The sequence below is a fragment of the Lentzea sp. NPDC042327 genome (assembly GCF_040647275.1).
In the GTDB taxonomy this organism is placed as follows: Bacteria; Actinomycetota; Actinomycetes; order Mycobacteriales; family Pseudonocardiaceae; genus Lentzea.
On sequence record NZ_JBEZBX010000008.1, the window covers coordinates 66,948 to 90,195 of the forward strand.

Below are 23,248 nucleotides of genomic sequence, written 5' to 3' on the forward strand. Positions count from 1 at the left end.
CAAGGAGGACTGGGCAATGGGCGGAAATCGCCGCACCGTTCGCGTGGCCATCGTCGGGGTTGGCAACTGCGCGGCGTCGCTGGTGCAGGGCGTCCACTACTACCGGGACGCCGACCCGAGCACCCGCGTGCCCGGCCTGATGCACGTGCAGTTCGGCGACTACCACGTGCGCGACGTCGAGTTCGTCGCCGCGTTCGACGTCGACGCGAAGAAGGTCGGTGTCGACCTGGCCGAGGCGATCGTGGCCAGCCAGAACAACACGATCAAGATCGCGGACGTGCCGCCGCTGGGCGTGGTCGTGCAGCGCGGGCACACGTTCGACGGTCTCGGCCGCTTCTACCGCGAGACGATCGAGGAGTCCGACTCCGAGCCGGTCGACGTGGTCGCGGCGCTGCGCGAGGCCGAGGTCGACGTGCTGGTCTCGTACCTGCCCGTGGGCTCGGAGGAGGCCGACCGCTTCTACGCCCAGTGCGCGATCGACGCGGGTGTGGCGTTCGTCAACGCCCTGCCGGTGTTCATCGCCTCGGACCCGGAGTGGGCCGAGAAGTTCCGCGCGGCCGGCGTGCCGATCGTGGGTGACGACATCAAGTCGCAGGTCGGCGCCACCATCACGCACCGCGTGCTGGCCAAGCTCTTCGAGGACCGCGGCGTCCAGCTCGACCGCACCATGCAGCTGAACGTGGGCGGCAACATGGACTTCCTCAACATGAAGGAGCTGGAGCGCCTGGAGTCCAAGAAGGTCTCCAAGACCCAGTCCGTCACCTCGCAGCTGTCCCGCGACATCGGCAAGGACAACGTCCACATCGGCCCGTCCGACTACGTGGCGTGGCTCGACGACCGCAAGTGGGCGTACGTGCGCCTCGAAGGCCGCGCGTTCGGCGACGTGCCGCTGAACCTGGAGTACAAGCTGGAGGTCTGGGACTCCCCGAACTCCGCGGGCATCATCATCGACGCCGTGCGCGCCGCGAAGATCGCCCTGGACCGCGGTGTCGGCGGCCCGATCCTCTCGGCGTCGTCGTACTTCATGAAGTCCCCGCCCGTGCAGTACTCGGACTCCGAGGCCCACGCGGCCGTCGAGGCCTTCATCCGCGGCGAGTGATGTCCGGTCGTCTGCAAGTACCACCAACACGGGTGTTGGTGGTACTTGCAGACGCCGTTCAGCGCTTCGAGAGGCGCAGCCTCTGCCAGGTGCCGTCCGCGGTCCAGCCGCCGTCCACCGGCAACGCCACCCCGTTGACGTACTTCGAGCCGTCACCCGCGAGGAACCGCACGGCCTGCGCGATGTCGTCCGGCGCCGCGAACCGCCCCATCGGCACGTGGTCCGTGATGTCGTCGTCCACGTAGTACCCGCCGGCCTGCGACTCGACGTCCATCTCCGTCTTGACCCAGCCGGGGCACACCGCGTTGACCCTGATCCCCCGCCCGCCCCACTCGACGGCGAGCGTGCGCGTCAACCCGATCAACCCGTGCTTCGTCGTGTTGTACGCCGCCCGGTCCGCCACCCCCTGCAACCCGGCGACGGACGCGATGTTGACGACACTGCCGCTGCGCTGCGCGAGCATCACCTTGCCCAGCGCCTGCGTGAGCAGGAACGGTCCGGTCAGGTTGACCGCCATGATCTGCTGCCACTGCTCCAGCGTGGTGTCCTCGAACGGCACGATGCCGGCGATCCCCGCGTTGTTGACCAGCACGTCCACCCGCCCGTAGGTGCTCGTGACGTGCTCGGTGAGGCGCTGCACGTCCTGGGCGTCGGCGACGTTGCCGACGATCCCGCCCTCGCTCTCCCGCAGGTCGAACCCGACGACGGTGAACCCGTCCGCGCGCAGCACCTCGGCGATGCTCCGGCCCATGCCTTGCGCCGTGCCGGTCACCACAGCCACTCGTTGCGTCATGAGCGCGAGGCTAGGCATCGCGGGCGACCGGTGCGAGACACCCGCGCCCGGTTCTGGTGCTGAGCATCAGACCTGCTGGCAGAGCACGCACGTGTCCCAGTCGAACGCGGCCGGTGCCGCCGGGGCCGGCCTGTCGAGGTGTCTGCCGATGACGAGGCCCACCACGCGGACAGCGCCGGAGCGCTTCAACGCCACCGCCGCGGACTGCAGGCTGGCTCCCGACGTCCAGGTGTCGTCGACCAGCAGGACACTGCGGCCCTCGACCTCGGTGAGGACCTCGTAGCAGTCCGGCCGCATCCTCCGGTCGTTCTCGCACCGGGAGACGAGCAGCTCGGCGAACCGTCCCCGTGTCCGGGTGATGCGCCGGCCGAGGGCGTCGACCAGTGGTGATGTCCGCCCCTGAGAACTGGGGACGACCGTCACCAGGTCGAGCACGCCCCAGCAGGTCTCGTGCCGGCTCAGGAAGGTCGCGAGGACGTAGGCGAGCTGGTTCCCGTAATGCCTGAAGTGCTGGTTGCACTGCCAGCACCGCTCGTAACCCTCCGTCGAGCGCCGGCACGTCGTGCACACGTTCGCCCCGCGGGCAGGAGGTGGGACGAGGAGGTTGCGGTAGCGGTCGAGGATGCGGCTGAGCGGGCTCACGTCAGAGGTCGATCAGGTCCGGGACTCCGGCGCGCAGCTCGTCCAGCACGCGCAGCAGGTGGTCGGGACCTTCGAGGACGGTCGTGTTCGGGCGCTGCGCCATGTCCCGGCCCCACGTCGTGCCGGACACGACCTCGGGCAGGAGGAACACGTGCCGGCCGTGCTCCAGCGCGAGTCTGGCCTGGATCCGGGTGCCGCTGTGCTCGCCCGCCTCCACGACGACCGTCGCGACGCTGCAGCCGCTCATGACGGCGTTGCGCAGCGGGAAGTGGTGCTTCGCCGGGCCCGCGTCCGGCCAGAACTGGGACAGCACCGCTCCGGTCCTGGCGATCTCGTGCTGCAGTCCGGCGTTCTCCGCCGGGTAGCAGTGGCGCAGGCCCGTGCCGACCACGGCCACCGTCCGCCCGCCGGCGTCGACGGCGGCCCGGTGCGCTGCTGTGTCGACGCCCGCGGCCAGACCGCTGAAGACGGTGATGTCGTGCTTGGTCAGGGTCGTCGCGATCTCGCGGGTGATGTGCAGGCCTCGTGCGCCGGCGGTCCTGCTGCCGACGACGGCCACGCCGAGCTGGTCGGCGGGATCGAGAAAACCCCTGCAGGTCAGGAAGGGCGGGCGCTGGTGGACCATGAGCAGCTGGGCCGGGTACTGCTCGTCCAGCACGGTGACGAGGTGAATGCCCTCGTCCGCCCAGGACTCGATCTCCTTCTCGACCAGTTCCAGCCGGCCCGCCACGTCGGGGAGGACGTGGTCCAGCGTGGGCTGGTCGGGGGTGAGCAACGCGTCCAGGACGGACAGCGCGGAACCGGCCTGTTCCACGGCGGTCGTGACGTCGGCCCAGCCACGCCCGCTGTCGCGCAGTGCGAGCAGGAGCGCCGCCTGTTCACGCCGGTCCACCACGGTCACATCCTATCGAACACAGGTTCGACACGCCGGGTCGAATTGCCTGAAAGTGGGCGAGTCTAGCCGGGTGGGCGCCGGTCACCGCTGGGTTCGCCGCGGCCGGTTACGCGAGCGCGTCCGGCAGGTCGGAGATCGACTCCAGCACCGTCACCTGGGCCAGCACGTCCTCCGCGGGCGGGAAGTGCGGGTTCGGCACGGCCAGCACGGTCATCCCGGCCGCCAGCGCGGCCTTCAACCCGTTCGTCGAGTCCTCCACGGCATAGCAACGAGCCGGGTCGACGCCCAACCGCGAAGCCGCCAGCAGGTACACGTCCGGCGACGGCTTCCCGGCGGCGCAGGACTCCGACGACACCGCCACGGGCACCGGCAACCCGGTCACGTCCAGGAACACCCTGATCAGCACGGCCGGCGCGGACGAGGCGATCGCCACCGGGAAACGGGACGCCACCGAGCGGACCGCGTCCACGGCGCCGGGGATCACCGGCAGGTGCGCCGCGTAGGCCTTCTCCATCTCCGCGATCACCCCGGCGGAGGCCTCGTCCGCCGACAGCCGGACGCCCAGCGACACCAGGTAGGCGCCCCACTCGGGTGTCGACATGCCCTGCATCGCCCTGGTCGCCTCGGCGGTCCACGTGCCGCCGTGCGCCGCCGCGAATGCCCGTCGCACCTCGTCCCACACCTGCTCGGAGTCGATCAGCACGCCGTCGAGGTCGAAGATCACCGCTTCCACGACGAGAACCGTACTGTGACGCGTTGTACTTCGCTATGCTAAGTAAATCTGTTAGGGTAGCTAAGTGAATTTCAAGGCTCAGCCCAAACAGGTGTGGATCACTGCTTTCGCAGCCGTGATCGCCTTCATGGGGATCGGGCTCGTGGACCCGATCCTGTTGTCCATCGCAGAGGGTCTGCACGCAACACCGTCGCAGGTCACCCTCCTCTTCTCCTCCTACCTCGGCGTGCAGGTCGTGGCGATGCTCTTCACGGGCGCGGCGACGGCGCGGTTCGGGGCCAAGCGCACGCTCGTCGGCGGGCTCGCGCTGATCGTGGTCGCCACGCTGGCGTGTTCGGCGGCGGGGAGCATCGGTCAGCTCGTCGGTCTCCGCGCGGTCTGGGGGCTCGGCAACGCGTTCTTCATCGCGACCGCGCTCAGCGTCATCGTCGGTGCGGCCAGCGGCGGGCAGAAGGGGGCGATCCTGCTCTACGAGGCCGCGCTCGGGCTCGGTCTGAGCGTCGGGCCGCTGCTCGGGGCGTTGCTCGGCAGCTTCTCGTGGCGCGGGCCGTTCCTCGGCACCGCCGTCCTCATGGCCGTCGCACTGGTCCTTTGTGCAACGTTCCTGGCTCGGGACGCGCACCACGAACGCCAGAAGATCGGCGTGCTCGACCCGCTCAAGGCGCTGCGGCACCCCGTTCTGCTGCGCACCTCCATCGGCGCGGCGCTCTACACGGCCGCGTTCTTCACGGTCCTGGCGTGGTCGCCGTTCGTGCTGCAGTGGGGTGCCGTCGAGATCGGGCTCATCTTCTTCGGCTGGGGCGTGTGCGTCGCCGTCTCCAGCGTCTTCCTCGCGCCGCGGCTCGCGGACCGCTTCGGTGAGAAGAGCGCGGTCATCGGGTCGGTGCTCGCGTTCGCCGCGCTGATGCTGCTGATGGCGGTGCCGAGCAAGCCGCTGCTGGTGGTCGCCGTGATCGTCAGCGGTGTCGTCAGCGGGCTGCTGAACACGCTGTTCACCGGCGCCGCGATGAGCGTCAGCGACGCGCCGCGGCCGGTGGCGAGCGCCGGGTACAACTTCCTGCGCTGGCTCGGTGGCGCGCTGGCGGCGACGTTCGTCAGCCACCTCGCGCAGCCGTTCGTCGTCGCGGCGGTGCTGTGCGCAGGCGCGGCGGTGCTGCTGGCGTTCAACCGCACGGACACGCACGAGGTACCGACGGAAGTCGTGATTGCCGGTGAGCAGCTAGTCGGTTAACGAAGGGTGAACTACGGTCGGTCGCGGTTCCCGAACCGACCGTAGGAGGCCCCCACCATGATCCCTCTGCCGCTCGTCAACCACCGGATCGGCAGAGCAGCGGTGACATGCGAGTACCGCTGCGGGGACGCGTGCTTCCACGACGTCCCGAACACCTCCGGCAACCCCTACTTCGGCGACCTCGTCAGCCGCCGCACCGCCCTCAGGGCCGGTGCCGTGGTCGCCGCCGCCGCGACGGTCGCACTGCCCGCGACCGCTGCCGCCGCCGCTGACGACGTTGTCACCACCGCCGCCCAGCCCGAGGCGCAGGGACACCGCCCGCCCAGGGGCCTCGACTTCACGCCGGTCGAGGTCAACACCAAGGACGAGGTCGTCGTCCCGGAGGGGTACGAGCAGGCGGTCGTGATCCGCTGGGGCGACCCGCTGTTCCCCGGCGTCCCCGACTTCGACTTCGACGACCAGACGGCCGCCAAGCAGGAGAAGCAGTTCGGCTTCAACTGCGACTTCGCCGCGATCCTGCCGCTGGACCCGCTGGAGCTGAGCGGGATCATGGTCACGAACCACGAGTACACCAGCGAGCCGTTCATGTTCCGCGGCTACGACCCGAACAACCCCACCGAGGAGCAGGTCAAGATCGCCTGGGCCGCGCACGGCCTGTCGGTGTTCATGATCAAGCGGTCGTACTTCTCCGGCCACTACCGGCCGCGGTTCAGCAGGTACAACCGCCGCATCACCCTCAACACGCCGTTCGAGGTGCGCGGCCCGGTCGCCGGCAGCGACCTGTTGAAGACCTCCGCCGACCCCACCGGCAGGAAGGTCCTCGGCACGATCAACAACTGCTCCGGAGGCGTCACGCCGTGGGGCACGATCCTGTCCGGCGAGGAGAACTTCAACCAGTACTTCGCCAACGCCGCCACCCGCAACGACCCGCGGCTGAGCCGCTACGGCGTCACCGGCACGGCGACCACGCGCAAGTGGGAGCGCTTCGACAAGCGCTGGGACCTCGCGCAGGAACCCAACGAGGTCAACAGGTTCGGCTGGGTCATCGAGCTCGACCCGCACGACCCGGACTCGACGCCGGTCAAGCACACGCACCTCGGCCGCTTCAAGCACGAGACCGCGAACATCCGCGTCGCCGAGGACGGCCGCGTGGTCGCGTACTCCGGTGACGACGAGCGGTTCGAGTACATCTACAAGTTCGTCTCCACCGGGAAGATGAAGCCCGGCAAGAGCAAGGCCGCGCGCCGGCACAACATGACGCTGCTCGACGACGGCACGCTCTACGTCGCGCGGTTCACCGGCGACAGCCCGGTCTCGGAGATCGACGGCACCGGCAAGCTGCCCAGCGACGGCAGGTTCGACGGCACCGGCGAGTGGATTCCGCTGGCCGCGGGCACCAGGTCGTTCGTGCCGGGCATGACCGCCGAGGAGGTGTACGTCTTCACGCGCATCGCGGCGGACAAGGTCGGCGCGACGAAGATGGACCGCCCCGAGGACATCGAATGCCACCCGCGCACCGGCACCGTCTACTGCGCGCTCAGCAACAACGTCGAACGCGGCGTCACCCCCGGCAGGGAGGGCGCGACCGAGCCGAACCCGCGCGTGAACAACCGGCACGGGCAGGTGCTGGAGCTGACCGAGCGCAAGGGCGACGCGCTCGCGCTGACGTTCGACTGGGACCTGTTCCTGGTCTGCGGCTTCCCCGAGGACCCGAACACGTACTTCGGCGGGTACGACAAGTCCCAGGTCAGCCCGATCTCCAGTCCGGACAACGTGGCGTTCGACCGCTTCGGCAACCTGTGGATCTCCACGGACGCCGACGGCAAGCTCAACGGGCTGAACGACGGCCTCTACGGCGTGCCGCTGGAGGGTCCGGAACGCGGTCACCTCAAGCTGTTCCTCACGGTCCCGCGCGGCGCCGAGACGTGCGGCCCGGTGATCGGCGAGCGGGTCATCACCGTGTGCGTGCAGCACCCCGGTGAGGTGGACGGCGCGAGCGCCGACAAGCCCGTCTCGAACTGGCCGGACCGCGGTACGAGCCGGCCGCGCCCGTCGGTCGTCGCTGTGTGGCGCAAGGGCCGTCGTCAGCTCGGTGAGATCGGCTGATCACCCTGCGTGCCGTGGTCTTTCGGGAGTAGTACGAGTTCGCCTGCCGTTCACCTGCTGGACGGCGGGCGATCTCGTTGGGCTCTTAGGTTCGGCCAGTTCCCACACTGACCGATCTCGGAGGCCTGCGTGTCCTCACCCACCGATCGGGGCCGCCGCCTGCTGCCCCTGCTCCCGACGAACCACCCGCTCGGGCGTCAGGCCGTCACCTGCGAGTTCCGCTGCGGCAACGCGTGTGCGCACGAGGCGCCCAACTCGTCGCGCAACGCCTACTTCGGCGACGTCGTCAAGGAGGTCGTGAGCCGCCGCGGCATGCTGAAGGCGGGTGCGGTCGTCGCCGCCGCCGGTGCCGGCGCGCTGGCGTTCTCCGGTGCGGCTGCCGCTGCCCCGGCGCACACCGGCGCCGAGGCCCTCGGCCGCGGCCACGGCGGTGGCAAGGACCCCGGCGGTCTCAACTTCGAGCCGGTGGCGCCCAACACCCTCGACCAGCTCAGCGTTCCGCAGGGGTTCCAGCAGGACGTCGTCATCCGCTGGGGTGACGCGGTGCTGGACGACGCGCCGAAGTTCGACTTCGACAACCAGACGCCGGAGGCGCAGGCCAAGCAGTTCGGCTTCAACAACGACTTCTGCGGCCTCGTCCCGGTGCCGGGCGACCCCAACAGCTGGCTCATGGTGAGCAACCACGAGTACACGACCGAGTCGTTCATGTTCAAGGACTGGTCGTCCACGACGATCACCGAGAAGCACGCCAAGATCGCGTGGGCCGCGCACGGCCTGTCGGTCGTGATGGTCGACCGCGACCCGCGCACCGGCCGGCTCTTCGTCTGCCCGGACGACAAGAAGAAGTACAACCGCCGCATCACCCTCACCACGCCGTTCGAGGTGAAGGGCCCGGCCGCCGGCTCGAAGCACCTGAAGACCTCCGCCGACCCGACCGGCCGCAGGGTGCTGGGCACGCAGAACAACTGCGCCGGTGGCGTCACGCCGTGGGGCACGATCCTGTCCGGCGAGGAGAACTTCAACCAGTACTTCGCCAACGGCGGCACCGTGACCGACCCGGACACGAAGGCCAAGTTCGCCCGCTACGGCATCAGCGGCGGCGCGACCCTGCGCCAGTGGGAGCGCTTCGACAAGCGCTTCGACCTGGCCCAGGAACCCAACGAGGCCAACCGCTTCGGCTGGATCGTCGAGATCGACCCGCTGGACAAGAACTCGACGCCGGTCAAGCACACCGCGCTCGGCCGCTTCAAGCACGAGGGCGCGAACGTCATCGTCGCCAAGGACGGCCGCGTGGTCGCGTACATGGGCGACGACGAGCGCTTCGACTACATGTACAAGTTCGTCTCCGACGAGAAGATGCAGAAGGGCCAGTCGAAGCGCGCCCGCGAGCACAACAAGCAGTTGCTGGACAAGGGAACGCTCTACGTCGCGCGCTTCTCCGGCGACAGCCCGGCCGCCGAGATCGACGGCACCGGCAAGCTCCCCGCAGACGGCGAGTTCGACGGCACCGGCGAGTGGATCCCGCTGGCGCACAACGACAGGTCGTTCGTGCCCGGCTTCACCGCCGAGGAGGTCTACGTCTTCACGCGCCTGGCCGCCGACAAGGTGGGCGCCACGAAGATGGACCGCCCGGAGGACGTCGAGCCCTCGACGCACAACCGCCGGATCTATGCCGCGCTCACCAACAACACCGACCGCGGCAAGGCCGGCAAGGAGGGCCCGACCGAGATCAACCCGCGCAACGGCAACAAGCACGGCCACGTGCTGGAGATCGAGGAGCGCCGCAGCGACAACACGGCGACCACGTTCTCGTGGAAGCTGCTGCTGGTCTGCGGTGACCCCAACGACCCCGGCACGTACTTCGGCGGGTTCGACAAGTCCCAGGTCAGCGCGATCTCCTGCCCGGACAACGTCGCGTTCGACACGCACGGCAACCTGTGGATCTCCACGGACGGCAACGCGCTGGGCTCCAACGACGGCCTGTTCGCGGTGCCGGTCGAGGGCAAGCGCCGCGGTCAGGTGAAGCAGTTCCTCACCGTGCCGCGGGGTGCGGAGACCTGCGGCCCGGTCATCACCGAGGACTTCGTCCTGGTGTCGGTGCAGCACCCCGGTGAGATCGACGGGGCGTCGGCGAACAACCCGCTGTCGCACTGGCCGGACGGCGGCACGTCCCAGCCGCGTCCGTCCGTCGCGGTGGTGTGGCGCAAGGACCGTCGCAAGATCTGCGACTGACCCGAGGCCGACCGGTGCGGCCACCCGTCCCGTGACGGGTGGCCGTGCCACCGGCTGAGACGGTACTGAACCGGCCCGGAAACCGGCCCGTAGCCCACGGTGTGATGAAACGTGCTGGCTTGGTCCTGGTCTCGTCGACCCTCCTGGGCATCCTCGCGGGAGGCGTGGGCTCCACCGCCGCGCCGACCCCGGACCTCCTCGGTGACTCCGCCGTGCGGACCGCACCCGCGGTCCAGGTCCCGCCCGGTCACCGGCTCGCCGCCAAGTTCTACGCCAAGGGCGTGCAGACCTACAGCTGCACGGCAGGTGCGTGGAAGGGCCTGGAACCCGCCGCCACCCTGGCCGACCGGCTCGGCCGGGCCGTGGGCCTGCACAGCCGCGGCCCGATCTGGGTGTCCACCGTGGACGGCAGCGCGGTCGAGGCCGCCCCGGTCGACGGTGCCCGCAACGAGGTGCAGGGCGCTGTTCCCGAACTGTTGCTGCAGGCCAAGTCCACCAGGGGCACCGGCGTGTTCTCCGGCGTCAGCTACGTGCAGCGGCTCGCCACCAAGGGCGGCGTCGCACCCGCGGGCGGCTGCACCGAGGGCGCCCAGACGTCCGTGCACTACGAGGCGCTCTACACCTTCTCCGTGCCCGCCCGCTGAACCAGCGCCACCACCGCTGCGCTGACCATCGTGATGCCGACGACCCACAGGCCGGTCTTCTGCGTCCCGGTGAGGTCGCGCAGCCACCCGGTGACGTAGGGCGCGGCGAACCCGCTCACGTTGCCCAGCGAGTTGATCAACGCGATCCCGCCGGCCGCCGCCGTGCCGCCCAGGAAGCTCGTGGGCAGCGCCCAGAACGTGGGCAGGGCGGCGCAGACGCCGATGGCGCACACCGAGACCGCCACCATCGCCGCGACGGGGTGCTCCAGGTGCAGCGCCACGGGGATCGCCGCGCCACCGAGCAGCATCGGCGCGGCGACGTGCCACTTCCGCTCCCCGGTGCGGTCGCCGTGCCTGGCCCACAGGACCATGGCGACCGCGCCGAGGACGTACGGGATGGCGTTGATCAGCCCGCGTTCGACGACGCCCGCACCCGGCGCGAGGCCCTTGATGATCGTCGGCAGGAAGAACCCCAGCGTGTACAGGCCGTACACGATGCCGAAGTACACGAAGCTCAACGCCAGGATTCGCGGGTGCGTGAGCGCCTTGCGCAGCGGCCAGTGCTCCTCCGCGGGCTGCTCGACGGCCTCCTCCGGCTTGTCCGGCAGCCAGAACCAGGTGACGAACGCCAGCGCGATGGCGGGCAGCCCCTCGACCAGGAACATCGTGCGCCAGTCCGTCCACTGGATCAGCAGCCCGCTGAGCGTGGCGCCCAGCGCCGTCGAGATCGGCACCGCGACCATGAACATCGCGACGACCTTCGCCCGGTCCTCCTGCGGGTACCAGTACGTCAGGTACAGGATGATCCCGGGGAAGAACCCGGCCTCCGCCACACCCAGCAGGAACCGCAGCACGATCAGCACGGTCCCGTTGGGCACGAACGCCATCGCGCTCGCCAGCACACCCCAGCTGATCATGATCCGCGCGATCCACCTGCGGGCGCCGAACCGGTGCAGCGCCAGGTTGCTGGGCACCTCCAGCAGCAGGTAGCCGAGGAAGAACACGCCGGAGGCGAACCCGAACACCGTCGCGGTGAGCTGGAGCTCCTCCGACATGCCGTTCGGCCCGGCGAACCCGATGTTGACCCGGTCCAGGTAGTTGATGAAGTAGAGCAGGCACAGGTACGGCAGGATCAGCTTCTTCGGCACTACAGTTCCCCCATGACTGATCGTCCGGTCGCCCTCGTCACCGGGGCCTCCAGCGGAATCGGCTCGGCCATCGCCAGAAGTCTGGCCCCGACCCACGACCTGTTGCTAGGCGGACGCGACGAAACGTCCCTCTCGCTGCTCGCCGCCGAGCTCCCAGGAGCGCAGGCCTGGCCGTTCGACCTGACGAACACCGCCTCCGCCGACCTCGGCGCGCTCCCCCGCCTGGACGTGCTGGTCCACAGCGCCGGCGTGGCGGTCCTCGGCCCGCTCGCCGAGGCCACGGAGGACGACTGGCGCAAGACCTTCGAGGTCAACGTCTTCGCCGTCGCCGCGCTGACGCAGCTGCTGCTGCCCCGGCTCCGCGAAGCCTCCGGCCAGGTCGTGCTGATCAACTCCGGCGCCGGTCTGCGCGTCAACCCGGGCTGGGGCGTCTACGCGGCCTCGAAGTTCGCACTCCGCGCCTACGCCGACGCCCTGCGCGCCGACGAGCCCGCACTGCGCGTGACCTCGGTCTTCCCCGGCCGCACGGACACGCCGATGCAGCAGGGCGTGCGGCGCCAGGAGGGCGGCGACTACGACGCCACCCAGTACCTGGACGCGGCCTCGGTGGGGCGGGCGGTGGCGTCGGCCGTGCTGGCCACGCCGGACGCCCACATCACCGAGCTGGTCCTCCGTCCACAGCCCCGCTGAAGTTGTCCACAGGATTGTCAACAGCCTGTGGCTAGTGGCTGACGCTCCGGAGTCGCTGCGCGACCGCCGTCACGCCGGCCTGCGCCTCCTGCCGGTCCACCCGCGTCGACTCCCCACCGGTGACGACGTGGTCGCCCGCCACCCACACGTCCGTGACCCGGCGCGAGCCCGCCGCCCAGACCAGGTTCGCCAGCAGCTGGTCGTCCGACGCGTCCAGACCGGTCGCGAACGCGGGGTCGTCGGCGTCGACGTGCACGACGTCGGCCCAGCGACCGGTCTCCAGCGCGCCGATGTCGTCGCGGCTCAACGCGTCGGCGCCGCCGCGGGTGGCCATCAGCAGCGCCTGGGCGGCGCCGAGTGCGGTGGCGTCCATGGCCGAGGCGCGGGCGAAGAGGGCGGCGAGGCGGGCCGCGGCGAGGAGGTCGAGGTCGTCGCTCGACGCGGGGCCGTCGGTGCCGAGGCCGACGTGCACGCCGGCGGTCAGCAGGTCGCGGACCCGTGCGATGCCCGAGGCGAGCTTCGCGTTCGAGGCGGGGCAGTGGGCCACGCCGACGCCGAACGACGCGTACAGGGCGATGTCGTCGTCGGACAGGTGCACGGAGTGCGCGGACAGCACGCGGCCGCCGAGCACGTCCGAGGCCTTCATCAGTGCCGGCACCGAACCGAACTCCGCGCGGGCGGCCTCGTCCTCGAACGGCGACTCGGCCACGTGCACCATGAACAGCGCGCCGCGGGCCCGTGCCTCCTGCGCGATGGCCGTCAGCTGCGGGGCCGACAGCGTGTACGCGGAGTGCGGCCCGTAGGCCAGCTCGACCCGCTCACCGGGGCCGAAGCGCAGGCCGTCGGCGTCGATCCAGGCGGAGATCTCGCCGGTCAGCGCCTTCCAGTCCATGCCGGGCACGTCGAGGATCGCCCCGCCGAACACCACCCGCGAGCCGGCCGCCAGCACCGACGACACCAGCTCGGGACCGTGGAAGTACATCTCGGCCGAGGTCGTCACGCCGTGCCGCAGCATCTCCACGGCGCCCAGCAGCATGCCGGTGCCGATGTCCGCCGGCGTCATCCGCGCCTCGTTCGGCCACATCTGCTCCTGCAGCCAGCGCAGCAGCGGCAGGTCGGAGCCCAGACCGCGCAGCACCGTCATCGGGCTGTGCGCGTGGGTGTTCACCAGACCGGGCATCAGGATGCCGGACAACGAACGGACCTCGCCGTCGAAGGCGGGCGCGTCCGAGAGCGGGCCCACGTGGGTGATGCGGCCGTCGACCACGTCCACGACCGCGTCGCGCAGGACGGAGCAGGACGGGTCGCAGGGCAGGACCACGGGGGCGTGCAGACGCAGTGACATGCGGAGGATCCTGCCATTGTGATGCCGATCACAAACATGCATAGGTGGGCGAAGTGGGGGAATCCCGTCCCTGTCGGGCGCGGGCCGACCCCCAGGGTCCGCCCCGACCAAAAACTTCACCCCATCCAAGGGGCCCGTCGCGTCGCGCGACGGGCCTTTTGTGCATCCCGCGCAACCGCGGGTGCGGCCCCGGCGTCACTTGATCATGTCGAAGAAGCCGTGCACGTCCCGTGGAGACCTCCGGCGCGCACAGAAGCCCGCCACCCCCAAGCCGCCCACCCGGCGCTGAGTTGGCATGATCACCTCGCACGGGTACGGGCGTGATCATGCGGAGGCATCAGTGGCCGACATCGACCCACAGAACGACGACCAGCTCACCGATGTCGAGATGACGCAGGAGTTCGACGTCATCCGCGACGACAGCTGAGCTAGCTGATCGGCAGCTCGGCGCGGACCGTCCACCCCGTCGGTTCGCGTCGGCCTGCGGAGAACGTCCCGCCGAGCAGCTCCACCCGCTCGCGCATCCCCACGATCCCGTAACCGCCCGACCCCCCGACGGGAACGCCGGAGGCGACGCCGTCGTCCGCCACGCCCAGCCGCAGCACACCGTCGCCAGAGGACAGTTCCACGTCCACTGAGGACACAGCGGCGGCGTGCTTCCTGGTGTTGGTCAACGACTCCTGCACCAGCCGCAGCACGGACCGCGCGAGCTCCTGCGGCACCGCGTCCCGCAGGTCGAACGACAGCCGCACCGGCAGCTCCGACTCCTCCGCCAGCGCGCGCACGTCGTCCTCCAGCGACGAGGACGCGGCCGGTCCGGTGGACGTCCCGTCCCGCATCGTCCCGACCAGGCGCCGCATCGCCGTCAACGCCTCCGCGCCGGACGCGGCGATGGACGGCAGCACGTCGACCTCGCGGTTCACCTGCCCGGCCTGGGCGTGCACCACGATCGCCGTCACGTAGTGCGCCACCACGTCGTGCAGCTCGCGCGCCAACGCCATCCGCTCGGCGTTCTGGGCGGCGGCGACGGAGGCCGCCAGCTGGGATGCGCGTTCGTTGTCGCGGGCGCGGAAGTACAGGCCGGTGCCGACCGCGAGGACGAGCATGATGGTGGCGCCGAACAGGTACGACGTCGGGTCCGGCCGCCACTCGCGGTACTCGGTGGCCGACACGACCGGCCACCCCAGCACCTCCGCCGTGATGACCGCCGCGATGACCAGCAGCGTGCCCGCGACCACACGCCAGGAGGAGCCTTCCCGCACGAGGATCGCGATGGTCGCCATCGCGGCACCGGTGACCGAGATGTTCACGCCGCTGACGAAGAAGTGCGGCTCGAACGCCACACCGAGGAACCGCAGGTACAGGGCGGTGCAGACGACCGCGAAGGCCAGCGCCAGCGCCGCGTCGAACGGCCGGCGCGGCGCGAGCACCGCGATCGCGCAGACGACCAGCACGCCGGGGACCTGCCACCAGCCGAGGTCGGTGGTGATCGAGCCGGTCTCGGCGATGACGATGCCGGTGAGCGAGAGCGCCAGCGGCCACTGGCGTTTGGCGAGCAACCGCCAGTTCAGATCCGTGCTCTCCACCCGGTACACGGTAAAGCCGGAGGTCTGATCCCGCGTCCGACCGGGGTCTGGGACGCCATCAGCCAGAAGGCTGAGTGGGCGACCTGCGGAAATACCCTCACGGCGGATGCCGGATCACGCCCCGGTCACGGACTCTGGAGGAGCTGAAGTCGGGGAACGGAGGACGTCGTGTTGTCAGTCGTGTTCACCTGGGCCGCCGCTGTGGTCGGTCTGCTGGTCCTTGCCCTCATGGCCCTGTCGGGCGTGCTGATCGACTCCAAGCACTAGGTGCGCGACCAGCGTGTGGTGGGGAAGTCAGACGCTGGTCAGGGAGTTCTGCTGGCGCAGCAGCTCGGCCAGCCTGCTGGTCGGCTGCGGACGCGTCTCGTCCACCGCGGCGGTGAAGCGCGCCGGAGCACCGGTCCGTGCGCGCGCCGCGGCAGCCGGGTCCAGCCGGAAGGCCGGACGGGCCGCGGACGGGCGCTGGCGCGAGCGCAGCCAGGCGAGCCGGTGCAGCGCCTCCGCGTGGTGGTCCGTGATCGTGACGGCCGCCTGGTCGAACGAGTGCAGCACTGCCGCGTTCAGGTGAACGGTCGCGAAGTCCCGCCACAGCGTGCGTTCGGACGAGGTGTCGAGGCCCATCGCCTCCGCCACCACGCGCGCCATCCCGTAGGCGCCTTCCTCCGCCAGTGACCGGGTGCCGATCTCCGCGCCGACGAACCACGAGTTGAACGGCGCCGCCGGGTAGTGCACGCCGCCGATCGACAGCCGCATGTTCGAGATCACCGGCACCGCGTGCCAGCGCAGCCCCATCTCGCCGAACCACGGCAGCGTCGGGTGCTCCAGCGGCACCTCGTGCACGACCTCGGGCGGCAACGTGAACAGCCGCGGCCCCTCGTGCTGCGTCTCCACCACCAGCGGCAGCACGTCGAACCGCGACCTGCGGGCCGGCGGCCGCCACCCCATGCCCTGCGCGGTCTCGGTGAACTGGGCGTAGCGCCGGTCGCCGGTGCCGTCGGCGTACCCGGCGTACCGGATCAGCTGCTCGTTCCAGATCACCGGCCCCGGCGAGCCGGGCGCGTCCGGCGCGAAGACGGTCACCAGCGGCCGGATCTCACCGCCGTTCGTCGCCAGCCGCAGGTGTTCCACGCACTCGCCCGCCACCGCGGCGGCGTTGCGGTATCCGCGCAGGTCGCGGACCTTGAGCCGCCGCCACGGCACCCCGGAGGTGCACCAGCCGGAGTCGCGCAACGCGATCCGCGCGCCGTAGGCGAGCTCGTGGGTGGTGTGGCGGTAGGTTCCGGTCTCGGCGATCTCGGCGCGCACCTGAGCGATGCGGGCGGACAGCGAGCCTGCGTCGGAGTGCGCCGCGTGGAACATGCGGACGAACTCCTCCGCGACGGGGAGGACGTCGGGGGTCACGGAGCGAGAACCTAATTCCGCGGCGGCCTCACGCGTCACTGCCACTCGGGGCACATCGGGTGATCAACACCTGCCACCTGATCGGGTGACAGCAGGACCCGCAGTGGTGAACGCCGCAGCTTGAGACCTCGATCAGGTGAGGTCGTTCCGCTTGAACATCAGGTCGTGCGACACGCGCCCCTCGTTCACGGCCCGCTGCTCGAACTTCGTGACCGGCCGCCAGTCCGGCCGCGGCGCCCAGCCGTCGTACACGTTCGTCAGCAGCCGCTCGCCGGAGCACACCGCGAGCATCTGCTCCGCGTAGTTCTCCCAGTCGGTGGCGAGGTGCAGCACGCCACCCGGCTCCAGCCGCGAGGCCAGCAGCGCCACGAACTCGGGCTGCACCAGGCGGCGCTTGTGGTGCTTCTTCTTCGGCCACGGGTCCGGGAAGAAGATCCGCACACCGTGCAACGACGCGGGTGCCACGTGGTCGGTCAGCAGGTCGACGGCGTCACCGCGCAGCACGCGCAGGTTGTCGAGCCCGCCCAGGTGCTCGGCGCGCAGCAGCAGCTGGGCCAGACCGGGCTTGTAGACCTCGACGGCGACGTAGTTCAGCTCGGGCGCGGCGGCCACGAGCTGGGAGGTGGTCTCGCCCATGCCGGAACCGATCTCCAGCAGGACGGGTGCGGGACGACCGAACCACGACGTGAAGTCGAGCGGCCCCTCGGGCAGCGTCTTCACGTCGTGGCCGAGCTTCTCCCAATGGGTGTCCCAGGCGCGCTCCTGCCCCACGGTCATGCGCTCGCCGCGCTGCACGAAGCTGACGATGGAACGGTGGTGCTCAGGCCTGGTCACGACCGGACAGCCTAGGCGATGAGCTCGATGTCCTCGATTTGCGCACGCAGGTCGGCGACGGTGAAGTCGATCGGCTGGGCCTGACCGGGACCCCGGTGCGCCGGCACCAGGTGGATCCAGCCGCGGTGGGAGTCGGTGAACTGGACGGTGGTGGGTGTCGCCGGACCGTAGACACCGGTTTCGGAGGGGACGTACTCCCAGTAACCGACCTCGCCGAAGTCGGCCCACGGCACGTACACCCAGCCGGGGCGGGACGACAGGAGCTCGGTGACGGCGTCCTCGACGGCGTGACCCTCGGCGCGGGACCGGAGTCTGCCCCGGTCGAGCGCGCGCAGCCACCAGGGTGCAGGTGCGTCCTCGACGTCTCGAACGGACCGGTACATCGCGAGGACCTGGTTTTCGTCGCCCTTGTTCACCCACGACTTGCGTGCGTCTGCAGGGGACAGAGCGAGATCAAGAGAGTTGGGCGCCTCGAGCGCACTAGCCCATTCGAGGCCGAGCATTGCTTCGACACGAACCACTGGCCACCTCCGGCCTCGGGATAACCCCATTGAACGCCAACTCAAACGTGAGGGATGTCCGAATAGTGGTGTTTCACGGGTTGTTAACACCACTATTACGCTGAGTGTGACCCCGGGCACGTTGCGCCGCGCAGCGGAAACACGATGTACCCGACGTGCCACTGCTCCCCGCTCTCGCCGTCGTGCTGCCGTTGCTGCTCGCCGCGCAGACGATCGAGGAGCAGGAGTGGCACCTCGACGCGCTCGACGTCTACGGCGCGCAGGCCCAGACCCGCGGTGACGGCGTGATCGTCGGCGTGATCGACTCCGGTGTCGACGCGAGGCACCCGGACCTGGTCGGACGCGTCCTGCCGGGCACCGGTTTCGGCAGCTCCAAGGGCACCGACGGCACCACCGACACCGACGGGCACGGCACCGCCATGGCCGCGATCATCGCGGGGACCGGTCGCAACGGCGGGGCCCTCGGCATCGCGCCCGGCGCGAAGGTCCTCCCCGTCGCGAGCGCGGAGAAGACGCAGTTCGCGCTCGACGTCGTGGCCGAGAGCATCCGGTGGGCCACCGACCACGGCGCCAAGGTGATCAACCTGTCGCTGGGCTTCACCGGCTCGACGACGCCGGGCCTCGTCCGTGCCGTGAACTACGCGGTGGAGAAGGACGTCGTCCTCGTCGCCGCGACCGGCAACGAGGGCAAGGCGGTCTCGGCGCCCGCGAACATCGGCGGCGTGATCGCGGTCGCGGGCACGAACCGCACCGGTCAGCCGTGGAAGTCCTCCAACGTCGGTGCGGGCACCGTGCTCGCCGCACCCGCCGAGGGCATCGTCACCGCCGCGCCGGAGAGCGTGTACTCCAGCGGCTACGCCGAGATGGACGGCACGAGCGCGGCGTCGGCGATCGTGGCCGGTGCCGCGGCGCTGGTGCGGGCCAAGCACCCGGACATGGCGGCCAAGGACGTCGTCAACGCGCTGATCAGGACCGCGAAGGACGTCGACGTGCCCGGCCGCGACGACCGGACCGGTTTCGGCCTGGTCGACCCGGCCGCCGCCGTCGCGGCCCAGCTGCCGCCGGTGGAGCGCAACCCGCTGCTGCCGCCGCCCGCGCCGTCGACCGACCCGGCGCCGGCCGCGGTGGCTCAGGAACGGGTCGCGCAGCAGGTCGTCGTGAAGGACCGGCTGCCGTTCGTCGCCGGCACCGCCGGCGGCGTCGCGCTGCTCACGGCGTTGCTGATCGCGCTGCCCACCGCCCGGTCGCGCCGCCGCCCGCAGCCGGAACGGGTCAGTGCGCCTGGTACTCCACCGACTCCTTGGTGAGCTGCATGAACGCGTCCTCCAGCGACCCGCGCTGAGGGCTGAGCTCGTGCAGCACGACCTGGTGCTCCGCGGCGAGCTCACCGATCTGCTGCGCCGGGATGCCCTGCACCACCAGCGCTCCGCTCGCCGGGGCGTCGGTGACCGTCGCGTGCGCCGCGAGGACCTCGCGCAGCTTCGCGGCGTGCGGCGACCGCACCCGGACGGTGTCCTGGGTCGCGTCGGCGATGAACTGCTCGGTGGTGGTCTGCGCGATCAGCCGGCCGCGGCCGATCACGATGAGGTCCTGCGCGGTCTGCGCCATCTCCGAGAGCAGGTGGCTCGACACGAACACCGTGCGGCCCTCGTCCGCGAGCCGGTGCATGAACTGCCGGATCCACAGGATGCCCTCGGGGTCCAGGCCGTTGACCGGCTCGTCGAACAGCAGCACCTCGGGGTCGCCGAGCAGCGCGCCCGCGATGCCGAGCCGCTGCGACATGCCGAGCGAGAAGCCGCCCGCGTTCTTGTGCGCGACCTCGGTGAGGCCGACGACCTCCAGCACCTCGCCGACCCGGCTGACCGGGATCTTGTTGGAGACCGCGAGCCACTTCAGGTGCGAGCGGGCGGACCGGTTGGGGTGCACCCACTTCGCGTCGAGCAGCGCGCCGACCTTGCGCAGCGGCTGCTTGAGCTGGGCGTAGTGCTTGCCGTCGATCGTGACGTCGCCCCCGGTGGGGGTGTCGAGGCCGAGGATCATCCGCATCGTCGTGGACTTGCCCGCGCCGTTCGGTCCGAGGAAACCGGTCACGCGGCCCGGTCGGACGGTGAACGACAGGTCGTCGACGGCCTTGGTGCTGCCGTAGTGCTTGCGCAACCGCACTGCCTCGATCATGGCCTCTCCTGTTCGCTGGAAGAACTGACCGGGACGCAGGTCGCCCCCGACGGATGACCTGCGTCCCGCTCCCCCTTTACCTGGAACCGGTCACGCGTCCCGGCGCTTCGCGACGATCAGCGCGACCACCAGCAACGCGACCGCGATGCCGGCGAAGTAGGCCAGCGACCCCCACTGGCTGAGCTTGAAGTCGATGCCCGCCCCACCCTGCTCCGGGCTCTCCGCGCCCATGGAGAGGAAGTGGGTGGCGTTTGTGAACGGCAACCAGGCCTGGATCTTGGTGCCGACCTTGGGGATGAACCCGATCAGGCCTTCCGCGGCCATCTGCCAGACGAGCAGGATCGAGACCGCACCGGCGGTCTGGCGGACCATGATCCCCACGGCGATCGCGATGACCGCGCCGATGGCGTAGACGAGGCCGACCCCGGCGACGTGCCGCCACTCCGCGGCCGTGTTGATCGCCAGGTCGGAGCCCGACGACAGCAGCTTCGCGATGCCCACCGAGCCGAAGGCGATGACCTCGCCGAGCACACCGGCGATGAACGCGACCACGACGGTCTTCGCGACGAGCGCCGACGTGCGGTTCGGCACCGCGAGGAAGGTCGAGCGGATGGTGCCGAAGCGGTACTCGGTGGTGACCGCGATCGCCGCCATCACCAGCACGACCGCGATGGCGAGCTGGGCGCTGCCGATCTGGGTCAGACCGAGCGACACCTGGCCCTCGCTGGCCGCGGCGATGATCGCGGTGAGGCCCACGCCCAGCACGATTGCGAGTGCGCTGCACCAGTACGGCGAGCGGGTCGAGAAGAGCTTGATCCGTTCGACTGCCAACAGGGTCATCAGACTCACTTCCCGATCTCTGCGTGGTACTCGACAGCATCGCCGGTCAACTGCATGAACGCCTCTTCGAGCGAACCGCGCTGCGGGCTCAGCTCGTGCAGCACCACACCGTTCGCCGCCGCGATGTCACCGATCTGGTCACTGGTGGCACCCGATACGGACAACGCCCCGTCGGCGCCGTCACGAACCGTGAAGCCCTTGTCCACGAGCAGCGGGCCGAGCTTCGACAGCTGCGGGCTGCGCACGAGCACGGAGTTGCCGGTCGAGCGGTCGATGAACTCCTGCGTGGTGCTCTGCGTGATCAGCTTCCCCCGGCCGATCACGACGAGCTCGCTGGCCGTCAGGGCCATCTCCGACAGCAGGTGGCTCGACACGAGGACCGTGCGGCCCTCGGCGGCCAGGTTCTGCATGAACGTGCGGATCCAGAGGATGCCCTCGGGGTCCAGGCCGTTCACCGGCTCGTCGAACAGCAGCACCCCCGGGTCACCGAGCAGTGCCCCGGCGATCCCCAGCCGCTGCGACATGCCGAGCGAGAACCCACCGGCCTTCTTGCCCGCCACCTGCGTCAGGCCCACGGCGTCGAGCACCGCGTCCACGCGCCCGTCCGGCAGCCCGTTGGACTTCGCGAGCCAGCGCAGGTGAGCCCGCGCACTCCGGTTGGGGTGCACCCACTTCGCGTCGAGCAGCGCCCCGACCGTCCGCAGTGGACGGTTCAGCTCCGCGTAGGGCTTGCCGTCGATCAGCACGCGGCCTGCCGTCGGACGGTCGAGCCCCAGGATCATGCGCATCGTGGTCGACTTGCCGGCACCGTTCGGACCGAGGAAGCCGGTCACCCGTCCAGGGTGGACGGTGAACGACAGGTCGTCGACCGCGACCGTCCTGCCGTATCTCTTGGTGAGGCCGATTGCCTCGATCATGGTGTCGTCCCCTCTTCGTGATGGGACAACTCTCCTGCGGCGAGGGGTGCCACCACATCGCCCTGCGGTCTGCGCGTGCGTCAACTTCCGTCGTCCGGTGGCGCTACCTCGGTCGTAGTTGAATGAGCCACATGGGATACACGGATGCTCCCGAAGGCTGGTGGCGTGAGTTCGTGCTGGCCACGCCGGCCCGCACCGGCAAGCTCGCGGTCACCCGCAAGGACGGCTCACCGCACATCGCGCCGGTGTGGGTCGACCTCGACGGCCCCGACCTCGTCTTCCTGACCGCGCGCGACACGGTCAAGGGCAAGTCGATCCTGCGCGACGGCCGGGTGGCCCTGTGCTTCGACGACGAGACGCCGCCGTTCAACTTCGTCACCATCACCGGCCGCGCCGTGACCGACGAGGACCCCGAGCAGCTGAGGTATTGGGCAGGCCGGACCGCCGCCCGCTACATGGGCGACGACCAGGCCGACGCCTACGCCGAGCGCAACGGAGTGCCCGGCGAGATGGTCGTCCGCGTGAAGGTCGACAAGGTCGTGGCCAAGACGAACGTGGCAACCTGACCCCTTGCTCGCAGATGCCGTGGAAGCTAGGCCGGGAAGAAGCGGGTCAGCGCCTGTGCGGCACCGTCTTCCAGGACGGTGCCGGTCACCTCGTCGGCCGCCGCCTGCACGACCGCCGGTGCCTGGCCCATCGCGATCCCGCGTGCCGCCCACCGCAGCATCTCGACGTCGTTGGAGCCGTCCCCGATCGCCAGCGTGTCCGCGGCGTCGACCCCCAGCGACTTCCGCAGGTCCTCCAGCGCCCAGCCCTTCGTGACGCCCGGTGGCACCGCGGTCAGCCACGCCTCGGTGTGGTCGACGCTCCACGAGACGCCGGGCAGCTCCAGTTCCCGCACGGCGAACGCCAGCTCGGCCGGGGTGTGGTCGAGCCAGCGCATCACCAGCCGCGGGGTCGGTGTGGCCGCGAGCTCCTCGAAGGTCGCCTGCGTCGTCTCGCCCCACAGGTCGTGCGGCAGGAAGCTGCCGAGCGAGAGGTTGCCGACACCGGTCTGCTCGACCGCGAACACCGAACCGGGCAGCAGCGCCTGCAACGTCCTGATCGTCGGGCCCGGTTCGAACGTCGTGCGCCGGGTGATCTCCGCCGTCGCCGGGTCCCACCACACCGCGCCGTTCGAGCACAGCGCGAGGGAGACCGGCAGCTGCGGGGCGACCGGGGTGGTGCCGATGAGGCTGCGGCCGGTGCACAGGACCACGTACGTGCCGTGGCCTGCCGCACGGGTGACGGCGGCTTTCACGGCGGGTGAGACGTCGTTCGAGCCGACTCCGGTGAGGGTTCCGTCGATGTCCAGCGCAACCAGGTGCGGTCTCCAGTTCACGTGGAGCCACCCTAGGCGAAGGTTAGTGAACTGTG

Annotated in this window: 23 protein-coding genes; 9 read left to right on the forward strand and 14 right to left on the reverse strand. The window is 70.3% G+C overall.

Annotated features, from left to right (window positions below; all coding sequences use genetic code 11):
* Positions 1–16: 16 nt before the first annotated feature.
* On the forward strand, positions 17–1,099 hold the full coding sequence (locus AB0A63_RS21285) for an inositol-3-phosphate synthase (protein ID WP_360393915.1): 1,083 nt from the start codon (positions 17–19) through the stop codon (positions 1,097–1,099).
* 58 nt (positions 1,100–1,157) lie between these two features.
* Here the strand turns inward: AB0A63_RS21285 and AB0A63_RS21290 are convergent, their stop codons facing one another.
* From AB0A63_RS21290 to AB0A63_RS21305, 4 genes are all read right to left on the reverse strand, one after another.
* Positions 1,158–1,892 (reverse strand): SDR family oxidoreductase, encoded by a 735-nt coding sequence (locus tag AB0A63_RS21290; RefSeq protein WP_360393918.1) that lies wholly within the window; start codon positions 1,890–1,892, stop codon positions 1,158–1,160.
* Between the two features lie 66 nt (positions 1,893–1,958).
* Complete coding sequence (locus tag AB0A63_RS21295; RefSeq protein WP_360393920.1) at positions 1,959–2,534, reverse strand: phosphoribosyltransferase; 576 nt, start codon at positions 2,532–2,534, stop codon at positions 1,959–1,961.
* A gap of 1 nt (position 2,535) precedes the next feature.
* Positions 2,536–3,429, reverse strand: a complete 894-nt coding sequence (locus tag AB0A63_RS21300) for a DNA-processing protein DprA (protein WP_360393922.1) — start codon at positions 3,427–3,429, stop codon at positions 2,536–2,538.
* A gap of 106 nt (positions 3,430–3,535) precedes the next feature.
* Entirely contained in the window at positions 3,536–4,162 is a 627-nt protein-coding gene (locus AB0A63_RS21305) for an HAD family phosphatase (RefSeq protein ID WP_360393925.1), read from the reverse strand.
* A gap of 64 nt (positions 4,163–4,226) precedes the next feature.
* On the opposite strand from AB0A63_RS21305, the gene AB0A63_RS21310 reads away from it, so the two are divergent.
* The 4 genes from AB0A63_RS21310 to AB0A63_RS21325 all read left to right on the forward strand — a co-directional run bounded on the left by AB0A63_RS21310 (position 4,227) and on the right by AB0A63_RS21325 (position 10,375).
* The gene (locus AB0A63_RS21310) at positions 4,227–5,393 is read left to right on the forward strand and encodes an MFS transporter (RefSeq protein ID WP_360393928.1); all 1,167 of its coding nucleotides are present in this window, start codon (positions 4,227–4,229) and stop codon (positions 5,391–5,393) included.
* Between the two features lie 57 nt (positions 5,394–5,450).
* Positions 5,451–7,499, forward strand: a complete 2,049-nt coding sequence (locus AB0A63_RS21315; RefSeq protein ID WP_360393930.1) for a PhoX family phosphatase — start codon at positions 5,451–5,453, stop codon at positions 7,497–7,499.
* 129 nt (positions 7,500–7,628) lie between these two features.
* The gene (locus tag AB0A63_RS21320; RefSeq protein WP_360393933.1) at positions 7,629–9,731 is read left to right on the forward strand and encodes a PhoX family phosphatase; all 2,103 of its coding nucleotides are present in this window, start codon (positions 7,629–7,631) and stop codon (positions 9,729–9,731) included.
* Between the two features lie 104 nt (positions 9,732–9,835).
* On the forward strand, positions 9,836–10,375 hold the full coding sequence (locus AB0A63_RS21325) for a DUF3455 domain-containing protein (RefSeq protein WP_360393936.1): 540 nt from the start codon (positions 9,836–9,838) through the stop codon (positions 10,373–10,375).
* Here the strand turns inward: AB0A63_RS21325 and AB0A63_RS21330 are convergent.
* Complete coding sequence (locus tag AB0A63_RS21330) at positions 10,348–11,523, reverse strand: MFS transporter (RefSeq protein ID WP_360393939.1); 1,176 nt, start codon at positions 11,521–11,523, stop codon at positions 10,348–10,350. The genes AB0A63_RS21325 and AB0A63_RS21330 overlap by 28 nt on opposite strands.
* 12 nt (positions 11,524–11,535) lie before the next feature.
* On the opposite strand from AB0A63_RS21330, the gene AB0A63_RS21335 reads away from it, so the two are divergent.
* A complete protein-coding gene (locus tag AB0A63_RS21335; protein ID WP_360393941.1) occupies positions 11,536–12,213 on the forward strand; it encodes an SDR family oxidoreductase in 678 nt (225 codons plus the stop codon).
* A gap of 31 nt (positions 12,214–12,244) precedes the next feature.
* Here the strand turns inward: AB0A63_RS21335 and AB0A63_RS21340 are convergent, their stop codons facing one another.
* Positions 12,245–13,558, reverse strand: coding sequence for an amidohydrolase family protein (locus AB0A63_RS21340; protein ID WP_360393944.1), 1,314 nt, complete (start codon positions 13,556–13,558; stop codon positions 12,245–12,247).
* A gap of 295 nt (positions 13,559–13,853) precedes the next feature.
* Here AB0A63_RS21340 and AB0A63_RS21345 point away from each other — a divergent pair, with 295 nt between their 5' ends.
* The gene (locus tag AB0A63_RS21345; protein ID WP_360393946.1) at positions 13,854–13,985 is read left to right on the forward strand and encodes a hypothetical protein; all 132 of its coding nucleotides are present in this window, start codon (positions 13,854–13,856) and stop codon (positions 13,983–13,985) included.
* A gap of 1 nt (position 13,986) precedes the next feature.
* On the opposite strand, the gene AB0A63_RS21350 is transcribed toward AB0A63_RS21345, so the two are convergent.
* The 4 genes from AB0A63_RS21350 to AB0A63_RS21365 form a co-directional block, all read right to left on the reverse strand.
* Positions 13,987–15,144 carry a histidine kinase gene (locus tag AB0A63_RS21350; protein ID WP_360393948.1) on the reverse strand — a complete coding sequence of 386 codons (1,158 nt, stop codon included), beginning with the start codon at positions 15,142–15,144 and terminating at the stop codon, positions 13,987–13,989.
* A 294-nt stretch (positions 15,145–15,438) separates the two neighbouring features.
* Positions 15,439–16,545, reverse strand: coding sequence for a nitric oxide synthase oxygenase (locus AB0A63_RS21355; protein WP_360393950.1), 1,107 nt, complete (start codon positions 16,543–16,545; stop codon positions 15,439–15,441).
* A 132-nt stretch (positions 16,546–16,677) separates the two neighbouring features.
* Positions 16,678–17,322 (reverse strand): tRNA (guanosine(46)-N7)-methyltransferase TrmB, encoded by a 645-nt coding sequence (gene trmB, locus AB0A63_RS21360; protein WP_360394809.1) that lies wholly within the window; start codon positions 17,320–17,322, stop codon positions 16,678–16,680.
* Positions 17,323–17,390: 68 nt separating this feature from the next.
* Positions 17,391–17,795 carry a hypothetical protein gene (locus AB0A63_RS21365; RefSeq protein WP_360393953.1) on the reverse strand — a complete coding sequence of 135 codons (405 nt, stop codon included), beginning with the start codon at positions 17,793–17,795 and terminating at the stop codon, positions 17,391–17,393.
* A gap of 260 nt (positions 17,796–18,055) precedes the next feature.
* Between AB0A63_RS21365 and AB0A63_RS21370 the strand changes: the two genes are divergently transcribed.
* Positions 18,056–19,207 (forward strand): S8 family serine peptidase, encoded by a 1,152-nt coding sequence (locus AB0A63_RS21370; protein ID WP_360393956.1) that lies wholly within the window; start codon positions 18,056–18,058, stop codon positions 19,205–19,207.
* Here the strand turns inward: AB0A63_RS21370 and AB0A63_RS21375 are convergent.
* The 3 genes from AB0A63_RS21375 to AB0A63_RS21385 form a co-directional block, all read right to left on the reverse strand.
* Positions 19,173–20,075, reverse strand: coding sequence for an ABC transporter ATP-binding protein (locus AB0A63_RS21375; RefSeq protein WP_360393959.1), 903 nt, complete (start codon positions 20,073–20,075; stop codon positions 19,173–19,175). The two genes, AB0A63_RS21370 and AB0A63_RS21375, sit on opposite strands and share 35 nt — an antisense overlap.
* 90 nt (positions 20,076–20,165) lie before the next feature.
* A complete protein-coding gene (locus AB0A63_RS21380) occupies positions 20,166–20,915 on the reverse strand; it encodes a hypothetical protein (RefSeq protein WP_360393961.1) in 750 nt (249 codons plus the stop codon).
* Between the two features lie 5 nt (positions 20,916–20,920).
* The gene (locus AB0A63_RS21385; protein ID WP_360393964.1) at positions 20,921–21,832 is read right to left on the reverse strand and encodes an ATP-binding cassette domain-containing protein; all 912 of its coding nucleotides are present in this window, start codon (positions 21,830–21,832) and stop codon (positions 20,921–20,923) included.
* Between the two features lie 131 nt (positions 21,833–21,963).
* Here AB0A63_RS21385 and AB0A63_RS21390 point away from each other — a divergent pair, with 131 nt between their 5' ends.
* The gene (locus AB0A63_RS21390) at positions 21,964–22,398 is read left to right on the forward strand and encodes a PPOX class F420-dependent oxidoreductase (protein ID WP_360393967.1); all 435 of its coding nucleotides are present in this window, start codon (positions 21,964–21,966) and stop codon (positions 22,396–22,398) included.
* A 26-nt stretch (positions 22,399–22,424) separates the two neighbouring features.
* Here AB0A63_RS21390 and AB0A63_RS21395 read toward each other — a convergent pair whose 3' ends face one another.
* Positions 22,425–23,213, reverse strand: coding sequence for an HAD family hydrolase (locus tag AB0A63_RS21395; RefSeq protein WP_360393970.1), 789 nt, complete (start codon positions 23,211–23,213; stop codon positions 22,425–22,427).
* Positions 23,214–23,248: the final 35 nt, after the last annotated feature.